This window comes from Pseudomonas sp. IPO3747 (assembly GCF_013385245.1).
Lineage (GTDB): Bacteria > Pseudomonadota > Gammaproteobacteria > Pseudomonadales > Pseudomonadaceae > Aquipseudomonas > Aquipseudomonas edaphica.
Map to the genome: position 1 here is coordinate 95268 of NZ_JACAQL010000011.1, position 12301 is coordinate 107568.

Here is a 12301-nt window from a genome sequence, read left to right on the forward strand (position 1 = left end):
CGGAGCAACAGCGACAGCAACAACAGAGCCATACTCGGTCAAAGGTGGGAGCTGGCTTGCCTGCGATGGCATCAACTCGGTTTACCTGATACACCGAGGTGTCTGCATCGCAGGCAAGCCAGCTCCCACAGAAAAGCAGACGAGCCACCACCCCTCAAGGCCCACACACCAACGCCTGCCGCTCATAGTTCAACGCCTTGTTCTGCGGCGGTAGCGCATAGCTTGCACTGCAGCGCTGCTCGCCCCACTTGATGATCAGCGTGCCCTGATCCTGCTCCACCAACGCCAGCGCATTCCCATTCGGGTCCGCAATCGCCAGTTGCTTACCCGCCGAGTCTTCCAGCGAAGCCCCGAACGACAATGGCTTGTGCTGCGCATCAAACAGCTCGAACAACACCCGTCGCCCGGTGGTGCCGCTGTAACGCGCAACTACAATAGCGCCACGGCGCGGCACCAGTTGCTGGGTGGCGTTGGTGATTTCCACATCGCCGCCCAGGTCGCGGGTGTCCAGGCTGATCCAGTTCACCCGGTAAGGTTGCGCCGTGGGGATCACCGCATAGCCGTTGTAGCCGGTCTCGACGCCGCTGTAGCTGCCGATTTTAGCCCCCGAGATACCCGGCACTTCAGCCAGGGCGAAGGTTTCGCTGACGGTTTGCCCCAGGTTGACGCCACCTGCGTGGGCAACCACGGAGCCGGCGAGGTTGAGGTTCTGCGAGTTGTAGCCCTGACCCTGGCTGTAACCCAGGCTCACATCCGCCATAGAGGTGCGGCTGTTGATATTCACCGAGCCGGAGTCGCCGCTGGTATCGCTATGGCCCGCCTGCACCGAATAGAAGGTGTCACTGGTATCGGCGACGTAACCGTTGATACCCGCTTGCGTGGTGGTGTCGCCGCGCTGATGGCTGGTAGTGACAAAGGCTCGCGGCGCACGGGCCTGGCTGCCCAGTGGGAATGAGACGGACAGGTTCACTTGGGTGTCGCTGCTGGGCTCACCATAGGTGACGATCTGCTGGGTGCGCGTCACGCCAAGGTTGTAGCTCAGGTCGCCCCAATTGCCGGTGTAGCCGGCGGACAAACTGCGCGAACCGCCACGGTTCCAGTAGCGCTGGTCACTGGCATTGACGTACAGGCTGCCGAACTGGCTGTTACGCCCCAGGCTCTGGTTGATGGTCAGGTCGGTACGGGTTTTCGAGTGGCCGGTGCGCACGCGCACGTCTTCACTGTTGTCTTCCACGTGGTCGGTGAGGGTGCGGTAGCCCTCGGTGGAGTAACGGTAGGCGGCCAGGGTGAAGTTGGTGTCGGTGCCGGCAAAGGTCTTCGCGTACAACGCCCGCACGCTGCTGCCCTGATGGGTTTGCCCGCGCGCTTTGCTGGACGAGTGCGTGGTATCCAGGGAGAAGGCGCCGAACGCAGTGTTCCTGCCAGCGCCGATCGACAGCGCGCTGTAGTCCTCGCTGGCTTGCAGGCCGACGATGCCGCTGAGGTTACTGGTCAAGCCATACGCCAGCGTGCCGCTCAGAAAACGCGGGCTGCCCAGTCCGTCGGCATTGCTTTTGAACGTGCCCGCCGAGAGGCTGTACTTGACCTGGCCTTCACGCACCATGATCGGCAAACTGGAAAATGCCTGCATCGTCACCCGCCGGCTGCCGTCGGCTTCGATCACGGTGATTTGCAAGTCGCCGTTGGAGCCGCTGGGGTAGATGTCGTTGATCTCGAACGGGCCGGGCGCAACGTTGGCGGTGTAGAGGATGTAGTCGTTCTGGCGGATCTCTACGGTCGCGTTGGTCTGCGCCACGCCACGGATCACCGGCGCATAGCCGCGTTCGCTGTCGGCACGCATGCCGTCATCGGAGGCCAGTTTGAGGCCGCGATAGCGCACACTGTCGAACAGGTCGGTGTCGGAGAAAATCTCGCCGGCGCTGAACTGGCCCTTGATCGCGGTCACGTCGTGCTGCACGTAGGTGCGGTTGCTGGTGAAGGTGTTCGAGCGGTCGGTGCCGCTGCTCATGTTCGATTCGTTGCGCAGGCGCCAGGCGCCCAGGTTGATGCCGTTGCGCAGCCCGAGGTTATTGGCGATGCGGGTTTTATAGTCGCCGGCGGTGCGGCTGCTGTTGAGCTGGTAGTTGATGAACGCGGCCGGCACGCCGTCGTCCCACAACTCTGGGTCGACATACCCGCGCAAGCCGCGCTGCATGGCCACTTGCGGAATACTTGCCAACAGGCGCAGGCGGCTGCTGTCGTAACGCACGCTGGCGTCTTCGATCATGTCCGCGAGGGCATAACACTCTTGCGGTTGTTGCGGGTCGAGTTTGCCTTCGGCCTGCAATCGGCCCATGTCGACGCCCAATTGCTTGAGCAGGTCGAGGGTCAGGCAGGCTTCGACCCGGCCGTTTTTCGGGTTGCGCTTGAAGTCGATATCACGCCGGCCCACCAGCACTTCGTTGCTGTACAGGTCGACCCGGTAATTGCCCGGCAGCACGCTGTTGGCTGAGAGTAGTTGCTGCAAATCGACTGGCGACTGCGAGCCCTGCAGGAACGTGGTGTTGAAGCTTTGCGCTGCGTCATCGGCCACCGCCCAGGTCGGCAGGCTGGCAGCCATCGCGAGCGACAGCGTCTTCAACTTCAGTACGCCACGTGCGGGCCTGTTGCTGGAAAGAAAAGACATGCGAAGACCTATGACATCCCTGATTGACGGACAGCCGGGCACGCAAACACGCACGCGAAGTGAGCCTGTGGGTTAGAGAAGCTACTTAGGGTTTGAGGCGCGATTCAGTCGCGTGCGCAGGTAGCGCAGCGCCGCTCGACAGGGGCGCGCTGTAGTGGTTCTGCGCGCCATAGTCATTGATGCTGGAAAACGACAGCTGCACCGGGCCGTTGGCGATGGCTGCTGCGATCGGGAACTGTTTTTGCTCGCCAGGCGCAATCATGGTGGAGTCGCTGGCCAGCACCGACTGTACTTTGATGTCGGCCATGGACACGTGATACAGCGTCGGGTTTTTCACCTGCAGCAGGGTCTGGCCGCCGTGTTTGGCCAGTGTCCATTCAAGTTGCGCAGGCGCTTGCAGCGCGCTGCCGGTAAGGCCGGCAGGGCGGTAAAAAATCTTGATGCGCTGGCGGATGGCCAACTGCAAGGTGTTCTCGGCGGCGCTGGCCTTGGGGATTTCCTGCACGTTGAGCCACACCACCGACTCGCGGTCCGTGGGCATGCCTTTGCCTTCGTACAGAATGCGCAGCAATTGTTGTTCCTTGGCGAATACCCGCGCCAATGGCGGGGTGACGGCAAACGGTGCGCGACTGGCGCTGGCATCGTTCATGTCGACCCAGGATTGAATCAACACATCCTGGTTGCCGTTGCGCACGGTGATATTGGCTTCCTTGTGGTCGCCATCAAACACGATGCGGGTGGCATTCAATGAAATGCTGGCGGCGGCCTGGGCAGCCATAAGCAAGCCCAGTAGCCCCAAGCATGCGGCGATAGAACGAGGCGGCATGAGGGTTATCCGGTGTAATCAAAAGACAATGGCGAGGCCGCAGGGCCTCGCGCGTTCGGTGCCTGGGGCGCCGAGTTATTCGTATTGCAGGATGAACGGCAGGGTGGCATCACCGCGACCGGCGGTGGACGAACCGGCGGCTGCGGTGGTGACGTAGGCGGCCGCGAAGCTCAGGGTGGCGTCGCCGCCAGTAGTGCCGGCGCCGTGCATGGTGCTTTCGATGCGCGCGGTGCTGGAAGAGCTGAGGTCGATCAGGCTGCCTTTGCTGTCGAGCAGGGCGATACCGACGTTTTGTGCAGTGGCCGAACCCGGGTTCAGGGCCAGGACTTTTTTGCCGGTGACCAGGCCCGAACCGCCGTTGTTGGCGTCAAAGATCATCGCGACTTTGGTGCCCTGGTTGCAGTTGACGTTCAGGTTGAAGTCTTTGGCGGTGACACGGCCTGCGGTTGGGTTTTCGGCGGTGCCCATGTCCTTGATCGACACGTTGCCCATGTCCACCGAAATGGTGCGGTCGGAGTTGGCGCCGTCGACCGAGCAGGCATCGTTGTTGATCACGCCGGTGAAGGTGATTTTACCGCTGCCGCCCAGGGTCGGCGTCGGTGCCGGGTCGACGGCAAATGCGCTGCCGGAAGCGGCGATAATGGCCGAGGCGATAACAGCCAGGGAAAACTTCTTCATGATGATGTCCGTTAGTGTTAGTTGGAAAATGCTGTTGTTGAACTGCGAGAGGAGAATAAGCGGCGAGGGCAAGCGAGCGAATAAGACGATTCTTATAAGTCAGGAAACGGACGGTTTAGAGCGGTGCAAGGGCGTGTGAATACTCAGAAAATAAAGGGCGAAGCCATTGTTTTAAATGGCTTGCTAGTTGTGGGTTAGTTGAAAATGTTACGTGCCAGGCAATAAGCGAGCAGGTCCTGGTCACTGCTCACTTCAAGTTTGCGCATGGCCGAGATCTTTTGCGCGCTGATGGTCTTTGAACTGCGATTCTGGCTGCGCGCAATATCACTGACGCTCATGCCGGAAATAAATAAGCGCAGGATCTCGAACTCTTTGGGCGACAAACTGGTAAAGCGCTCGTCAATCGCCGTAAGGGTCTCGATCACCGAGGTTTTTGGCGGTTCCAGGCTGCGATAGGCGCTCTGCTGGGCGATCGCCTTGAGCGCCAATTGAATCTCGGTGTGCAACTGGCTTTTCTGGATGATGCCGACCACACCCAGCTCTTGCAGGCGGGTGAGGATCAGGTGGTTGGAAATCATCGTCAGGATCAGGATCTGCACCTGCGGAAAATGCCGCTTGAGGTACTCCACCAATTTGAGGCCGTCGCCGTAGGGCGAGTCGCCCGGCATGTTGTAGTCGGTGATCACAATGTCGGCGCCCTGGTGCTGCAACAGCGCGATCAGGCCGGCCGAGCACACGGCCTCGCCGACCACCTGGAAGCGTGTGTCGCGCTCTACCAACTCGCGAACACCCAGCAATACGATCGGGTGATCGTCCGCGATTACCACGTTGAATTTTTTCATAAAGGGCCGTCCGTAGTGCCAGTTCAAGTGAGTGAAGAGTGCCCGGGCTGGAGAGTTTCCAGAACGGCCGACAGACGCTGCATCACCGCCTTCACCTTGAGTTCAAGTGCCGTGTCGAGGCTGCCGCGGTTAAGTGCGCTTTCCAGTTCGATGCACGCTTGGGCCAGGTTCAGCGCCTGGACTGCGCCCAGGGCGCCGGCGACCGAATGCAGCAATTGGCCCAGGCCGTGGGCATCACGTTGCGTCAGGGCGGTATCGATACGCTGCAAGTCCTGCTGCACGCTGCTGATGAACAACGGGCGCATCTTGTCCGACAGCTGCACGCTGTCGTCGCAGGACGCAGTGGCAGGCTCCGGCGCCGGCTTGACCTTGCACAGCTTGATCAACTGCCCGCGCAGGGTTTGCAGGCTTAACGGCTTGACGATCCAGGCGTTCATGCCCACCGCCAGGCAGCGCACGCCTTCCTCGCGCATGGCGTTGGCGGTCACGCCGATAATCGGCAGGTGCGGGTCATGCTCACGCAAGGTCCTGGCCAGTTCATAGCCATTCATCAACGGCATATTCACGTCGGTCAGCACCAGGTCAAACGCCTGGGGTTGCCACTGTTGCAGCGCCTGCTCGCCATTGGCGGCCAGGCTCACCGAACAGCCGAGCGCTTCGAGCTGTTCCTTGATGATCGCCTGGTTGACCGGGTTGTCCTCGGCCACCAGGATGCGCAAGCCCAACTGCCCGATGCTTTGTGGCCGGGCCGCTGCGGGTTGCTCATGCTTGCCGTGCTGCGCCAGGGACACGGTGCTGGCGATGCTGCGCACATCGTGCAGGTCGACCACCCAACCTTGCGCCGTGTGCAGCGGCGGGCTGTGTGCGCCCGGCAGGCACAGCACGCGTTGGCCGCCCCATGGCTTGGCGGGCTCGCTGGGCAGCAGGTCCACCAGCACCGCGTGGCGGCTGTCTTTTTCCTGGGTGGTCGCCGCCAAGGCCGCTGCGATGCCTAGCCGATTGAGCCAGTCACTCATCGACTGCGCCAGTTCGCGCACCGGCGCCTGCACGTACACCGGCGTCGGGCTGGGTTCGATCAGCGGCAGGTTGGTCAGCGTGCCGCAGCACAGCGGCAGGCGCATTTTCAGGGTAAAGCTGCTGCCCAGCCCCGGCTCGCTGACCACCCGTATCTCACCGTCCATCATCTGCGCCAGCCAGCGGCAAATGGGCAGTCCCAGCCCGGCGCCGCCTTCGCTGGCGGTGTCCGGCGCCTGGTAAAACAGGTCGAACAGCTTGGCCTGCTGCGCTTCGGGAATGCCGACGCCGGAGTCGGTGACTTGCCATTCCAGGTCGACATGCTCGGCGTCCAGCGCCATCACCCGGGCACGAATCACCACGCGCCCGATGTCGGTGAACTTGATCGCATTGCTCACCAGGTTATTGAGGATCTGGCGAATGCGCATCGGGTCGCCCATCAGGCAGTCCGGTAAGCGCGGATCGATGCAGCTGTAGAGCTGCAAACCCTTGCGCTGGGCGAAAGCGGCGTAGGTATGCAAGGTGTCTTCGAGCATGTCCAGCGGGCAGAAGTCCACGGCTTCTATTGCCATTTGCCCGGACTCGATCTTCGACACATCCAGCACATCGCTGATCAGCTGGAACAGCGTGGCGGACGAACGTTGAATGGTGTGCAGGTAAGTCTTCTGATGCGGATCCAGATCGGTCAGGCCGAGCAATTCCAGGGTGCCAAGCACGCCATACAACGGGGTGCGGATCTCATGGCTCATGGTCGCCAGGAACAACGTCTTGGCCTCGTTGGCGGTATCGGCGGCGTGACGTGCCTCTTCCAGCGCCTGGGCGTCTTCGATGTGCCGGGTGATGTCGTTGAAGGCATACAGGCGCACGTCCTCGGCCTGATAACGGGTCGACACGAAGCCGATTTGCAGGTGCCGGCCTTCGATCTCCAAGTGGCTTTCGCCGTTCTCGACGCCGTCGTGTTGACCGGCCATGGCCGCCACCAGACGTGCGGTGCCCGGCCACTGCTGGGCGCGCTGGTTTTCGATCAGCACCTTGCCGTCGCTGCGCCGCACCACGCACAAGCCGGTGGGCGCGGTGTCGATGATCACGCGGCTGAACGCCACGCTTTCGGCGATGCGTTCGTGGGCCAGGCGCGCCGGACTGATCACCTGGCGCCGGTACCAGCGGCTGCCGGCCCAGCCCAGGGTTATCAGGCTGACCAGCAGCAGCGCCAGGGTGCTCAATGGCCATAAGGCCGAGTGGAAGAAGTGCGAGTAGTTCAGGCCATAGACTGCGCTCCAGGGCCGGTCGCCAGCCTGGGTAATCTTGAATTCAAAGCCATGGGCCGTGAAGTGCACGCCATTGCTGAGCGACGGCTCGGTGGCTGGCCCTACCAAACGGGTGCCGTCGGGCGCAAACAAGGTGAAGCGATCAAACGCGGAGTGATCCAGCGCGCGCTGCACATCGTCGACCTGCGACAGGTCGAGCAGGGTGCCGATCACCGTCTGGCCCTGGCCGTCGAGTGACAGGCCAATGTAGGCCAGCAAGTGCTCGGGCTCCGGCCCTGCTTTCCAGTACACCCAATCCTGCTCCAGTACCTGTGGCGTCTGCGCAAGGCTTTGCTGCACAGCATTGACCAGCGCCACCTGGTTGCCGGTCTCTTCAGTGCTTTCGCGACGCTGATAGCCCACGGAGGGAATGGTGATGGTGTAGTGGGTCTGGCGATTGAACAGAAAAGTTTGCGGTGCCTCGTACGGTGACGAAGACCAGAAGGCGCTGTAGTAGCTGGTCAGGTGTGCGCCCAGGGCAAAAATCGGTGGCCGGGCAGCTACGCCGACCTGCTGCTCATCGAACTTGACGTCGAACGGTACCGAAAACGAGTACTTCTGGCCTTCATATAACGTGCGGCGGTTCTCGACCATTCGGCTCTTGAGGCTGACCTGCACGCTGGTCGCCCGCAGCAATTCGGCCTGGATGCCTGGGTGCGTCAAGCTCTTGAGATAGGTTTGCTGCTCGCTGAGGTTTTCCATTAGCCGCGCAAAATGAAAGCGTGTTGCGCCATAACGGGTTTCGACCCCGCGTTGCAATGACCAGTAGTTGGTGAGGAGCAGCAGCAACGCGATTCCAATCAGCACCATCAGGCCTTTGTTCAAGCGTACGGAGCTGCGGGTAAAGGCTTCGAGTATCGCGTTGTTGTGCTTCATCAGGGGTTTCCGCAGGCGCAGGACAAATCGGCACTGGATGGAGCTTGCGCTTTATAAAGGGCAAATAATCCGGGGCCTCCAGCTAGTGAGATGTCGCGGGGCCATCATTGTTCAGTAGTTGCTGAAATTGGTCCGAAGACACCGCGTGGGAGATCAGGAAACCCTGCACCTGATTGCAGTCGATTTTGCGCAGCAGCGCCAATTGCGCTGGCGTTTCCACACCTTCGGCGACCACTGTCAGGCCGAGCTTGCGGCCCAGCGCGATGATGCTCGCCAGCGCCTGGGCGATGCCTTCGTTGTCATGGCTGCCTTGCACCAATGCCTGGTCGATCTTCAGTTCGGTAAACGGTGTTGAGACGAGGTTGAGGTATGAGCTGTAGCCCTTGCCAAAATCATCCTGGGACAAGCCGAAGCCTTTGATGCGCAAGCGGCAGGCCCCGGCGTAGAAGTTGCTGATGTCTTGGGGCACCGAGCATTCCATCAACTCGAAGCAGATCATTCCGGGAATGCCGTCGTGGTGCAGCACAAACTCCAGCAGGCGGTCCGCCAGGTCATGGCTGTTGAGCAGATGGGTGGGCAGGTTGATCGCCACCGGGATTTCATAGCCGCGTTGGCGCCACTGCTCCTGGGCGTGAATCGCCTGTTTGAGTACCAGCCACAACAGCCGTTCTTCCAGCTCGAAGGCCTTGATCGCCGGCAGGAACGCGGCCGGCAGCATCACGCCTTGCTCGGGGTGCATCCAGCGCACCAGGGCTTCGGCGGCGACGATACGCCCGTTGGCGAGGGACTTTTTCGGTTGGAACCAGGCCTGCAACTGGCCGCTGCTCATGGCCTGCACCAGCGTATGGCGGTCGATGTCCATGTGCTCGGGCAGTTCGGGGGAGGGCTTGCGCACCGTGTTCCTCAACTGATCGACCAGATTGCGTAAGGCCTCGGCGTTAACGGGCTTGGAGATCAGCCCGATCACTTCCACATCGAGGTTTTTCGCCACCAGGCTGGCTGCCATCAGCATGCGCCGCGAGGCGGCGCTCATGATCGCCAGGGCCGGCTTGCTGCGCAAGTTGGCCAGGCACTGGATAAATTGCACGCCGTCCATGCCGGGCATCAGCAGGTCGGTCAGTACCAGGTCGAAATCGCGCTGGCGTAAACGCTCCAGCGCTTCTTTGCCGTCCTCGGCGGTTTCCAGCCTGAAATCCCCCAACTCACTGAGCAAGTGCTGCAGGTAGATGTGCTGCAGGGGATGGTCCTCAACAATCAAAATACTAAGGGGCTTCATGGGTGATCCGTGCATAAGGCGCCAGGGAGTTGAATAGAGCCCGCAACGCAAAGGGTTTGACCAGGCAATGGTTCATGCCGGCGGCCAGGCACAGGTCGGCCTCGCCGCGCATGGCGTTGGCGGTGGCCCCGATAATCGGCAACGGGCAGCCTTGGCGGCGCAGTTCGCGTGCCAGTTCATAGCCGTTGATGTGGGGCATGTTCACGTCCGTCAACACCACGTCGAAGCTACCGGCGGTATACAGCTGCAACGCTTCCTGACCATCGGCCGCGAGCTCCACGGTGCAGCCGAGTTCTTCGAGTTGGTCACGCAAAATCAGCTGGTTGATGATGTTGTCCTCGGCTACCAGCAAGTGCAGGTTGAGTTTGTTCAGGTCGCGCTGGCGTGTTTGCTCATCGGCACGGGCCACCCACAGCCCTTGCGCCTGGCTCACGGCCTGATGAATCGCACCCAGGTGGTTGAGGTTGACGTGCCAGGCGCCGGCCTCGGTTTCCACGGCGGTGCAGGCATTACTGCTCACGTGAATCACCGGCCCCGGCCATTCGGGCGCCAGCAATGGGTCGACGCTGCCGGGGTGCACTTGCAGCAGCAGATGCGTGTCCGGCAACGTCGGCAGGCCGGCCTGGGCCCTGGCACCCCAGCGGCGCAGCCAGCCGCTGACGGAGTTGGCCAGTTCCGGGATGGGCGACGCTACATAGATGGTCTCGGCCAACAGCGCGGTCATCGGCGTGGTCGGCGCTTCTTCCAGCGGCAGGATCAGGCTGAAACTGCTGCCCAGGCCCAGCTCGCTGACCATGCGGATGTTGCCGTTCATCAATTCGGTCAGGCGTTGACAGATCGGCAGGCCCAGGCCGGTGCCGGCGACCACATTGGTGTTGCCTTCACTCTGGTAGAACGGCTCGAAAATCATCGCCTGGTCTTCCTGGGCGATGCCTTTGCCGGTGTCCGAGACCTGCCACAACAGGCTGGAGCGTTCACCGTCACGGCCAAGTACCTTTACCCGCAATACCACGCGGCCGTAGTCGGTGAACTTCACCGCATTATTGAGCAGGTTATTCAGAATCTGGCGAATGCGCGTCACGTCGCCGATCAGCCGTTCGGGCAGCTTCGGGTCGAAGCAGGCATACAGCTGCAAGCCTTTGCCTTGAGCGGCTGCGGCATAGCCCTGAATGATTTCATGCACCAGCTCCAGCGGTGAAAACTCGCTCATTTCCAGCGCCAGCTGCCCGGCTTCGATCTTCGACACATCGAGCACATCGCAGATCAACTGCAACAAGGTCGACGACGAGCCTTCGATGGCGTGCAGGTAGTCCCTTTGCTGGGCATCCAGTTGCGTGCGCGCCAGCAATTCGAGGGTGCCGAGCACGCCATACAGCGGCGTGCGGATTTCATGGCTCATGGTTGCCAGGAACAGGGTCTTGGCGGCGTTGGCAGCGTCCGCCGAGTGGCGTGCTTCTTCCAGCGCTGCTTCGACTTGCTTGCGCGCACTGATATCGCTGAACGCGCAAAACAGCACGTCCTCGCCTTTATAGCGGGTGGGGGCACTGCTCAGGTACAGGTGGCGGCCGTCGATGGTTTCAAAGTAATCACTGCGTTCGCACGGGCCTTGGGCGAAGGCTTGCTCGATCCAGCCGGCCCGCAGTGCCTCGCGCTCCGGGCCGTTGCCCAACCATTGCTGGGCCAGGGTGTTTTCCAGCACCACCTGGCCGTCGGTGCGGCGCAGCACGCAAAGGGCCACGGGCGCGATCTGAATCACATCGCGGCCAAAGGCTTCGCTTTCGATCAACGCCTGGATGCGATGGATCGACGGAATAATGAAACGCTGGTCGACGCGGCGCATCACCAGCCAGATCAGCGTGAGGCTCATCAGGCAGAACAGCAGCGAGCCGAGCAGCTGTTTCCACAGGCCGGTGACCACCGCGCGCAGGTCGATGGAATACATCAGTTGCCATTCCGAAGACTTCAAGTGCTTGCGAATCACCAGGTGGTCGGGCAGCAAACCGTTGCCGACAAAGCCGAAAAAGCTTTCTTCGCCGGGCCGCAAATGTTGTTGCTTGAGCTGGGTGTCGGTGCTGTTGGTAAACACCAACATGCCCTGGGAGTTGAGCATCATGAACTCACCGGCACTTTGGTCGCTGAGGGTTGAAGACACTTCACGACTTTCCATCTCAAGGCCCAGCCAGCCGGACTCAGGGTCGCGCTCGTCGAGGCGGATGAAAATGTAGAGGTGCGAATGGCCTTCGGTGTTGTCGCTCAGCCACAACTCGTTAAGTGTGGCCGGGTCGCTGTGCTGCAGGGCCTTGAGGCGGTTGAGCATGCACTTGGAAATCGGCAGTACCTGCGCGGTGGCGTCGTACAGCCGCGTCACCTGTGGGCTGGGGCCGGCGTTCACATACAGCAGGTTGAGCTGCTTGGCCTTGAGGTAGTCGCGCATGCGTGCGGTCAGCCAGATGCTCCACTGGTTGCCGGGTGTGTTGCCCAGTTCCAGGTGTTGTTCTTCCTCGGAGGAGGGGTAGAGCCTGGACTGTTTGCGCACCGCCGACAGGCTCAGGCTTTGCAGCAGCGCCTCGCGGTTGGTGAAAAAAGTATGGGCTTCGGCGATGGCGCTGCTCATGTAGCCGCGGCGCTGGGAGATGTCGTTGTTGAAGGTCGACAGCAGAAAGGTATAGACCCCGCTCAGGATGCCCACGAGCAGCACGCTCGCAAAAATACGAAGCAGCCTTCTGGCTGCTTCGGGTCGGGAGAGGACGGGGTTGATCTGGAGCAGGTAACTTTTCAATCGCATCGGCGCAGAGTAGTGGCATATCAATGCCAACG

7 protein-coding genes are annotated in these 12301 nt (G+C 61.3%); all 7 read right to left on the reverse strand.

Translation table 11 applies throughout. The features are described from left to right. Positions 1-154: 154 nt before the first annotated feature. The 7 genes from HX790_RS18070 to HX790_RS18100 all read right to left on the reverse strand — a co-directional run bounded on the left by HX790_RS18070 (position 155) and on the right by HX790_RS18100 (position 12269). Positions 155-2665: a fimbria/pilus outer membrane usher protein gene (locus HX790_RS18070; protein ID WP_176991862.1), complete on the reverse strand. Its 2511-nt coding sequence runs from the start codon at positions 2663-2665 to the stop codon at positions 155-157. Positions 2666-2750: 85 nt separating this feature from the next. Beyond that, positions 2751-3491, reverse strand: a complete 741-nt coding sequence (locus HX790_RS18075) for a molecular chaperone (protein ID WP_017139591.1) — start codon at positions 3489-3491, stop codon at positions 2751-2753. A gap of 75 nt (positions 3492-3566) precedes the next feature. After that, a complete protein-coding gene (locus tag HX790_RS18080) occupies positions 3567-4169 on the reverse strand; it encodes a fimbrial protein (RefSeq protein WP_017139590.1) in 603 nt (200 codons plus the stop codon). A 194-nt stretch (positions 4170-4363) separates the two neighbouring features. After that, positions 4364-5011: a response regulator gene (locus HX790_RS18085; protein ID WP_099549954.1), complete on the reverse strand. Its 648-nt coding sequence runs from the start codon at positions 5009-5011 to the stop codon at positions 4364-4366. A gap of 23 nt (positions 5012-5034) precedes the next feature. Then, positions 5035-8208, reverse strand: coding sequence for a hybrid sensor histidine kinase/response regulator (locus tag HX790_RS18090; RefSeq protein ID WP_176991863.1), 3174 nt, complete (start codon positions 8206-8208; stop codon positions 5035-5037). A gap of 82 nt (positions 8209-8290) precedes the next feature. Continuing rightward, a complete protein-coding gene (locus HX790_RS18095; RefSeq protein WP_017139586.1) occupies positions 8291-9484 on the reverse strand; it encodes an EAL domain-containing protein in 1194 nt (397 codons plus the stop codon). Then, entirely contained in the window at positions 9471-12269 is a 2799-nt protein-coding gene (locus HX790_RS18100; protein WP_176991882.1) for an ATP-binding protein, read from the reverse strand. Before HX790_RS18100 ends, HX790_RS18095 begins: the two co-directional genes overlap by 14 nt. Positions 12270-12301: the final 32 nt, after the last annotated feature.

Excerpts from the sequence above, each read along its gene's own strand:
- HX790_RS18070 (WP_176991862.1), bottom strand. The coding sequence starts at position 2,665 with ATGTCTTTTCTTTCCAGCAACAGGCCCGCACGTGGCGTACTGAAGTTG.
- HX790_RS18075 (WP_017139591.1), bottom strand. The coding sequence starts at position 3,491 with ATGCCGCCTCGTTCTATCGCCGCATGCTTGGGGCTACTGGGCTTGCTT.
- HX790_RS18080 (WP_017139590.1), bottom strand. The coding sequence starts at position 4,169 with ATGAAGAAGTTTTCCCTGGCTGTTATCGCCTCGGCCATTATCGCCGCT.
- HX790_RS18085 (WP_099549954.1), bottom strand. The coding sequence starts at position 5,011 with ATGAAAAAATTCAACGTGGTAATCGCGGACGATCACCCGATCGTATTG.
- HX790_RS18090 (WP_176991863.1), bottom strand. The coding sequence starts at position 8,208 with ATGAAGCACAACAACGCGATACTCGAAGCCTTTACCCGCAGCTCCGTA.
- HX790_RS18095 (WP_017139586.1), bottom strand. The coding sequence starts at position 9,484 with ATGAAGCCCCTTAGTATTTTGATTGTTGAGGACCATCCCCTGCAGCAC.
- HX790_RS18100 (WP_176991882.1), bottom strand. The coding sequence starts at position 12,269 with ATGCGATTGAAAAGTTACCTGCTCCAGATCAACCCCGTCCTCTCCCGA.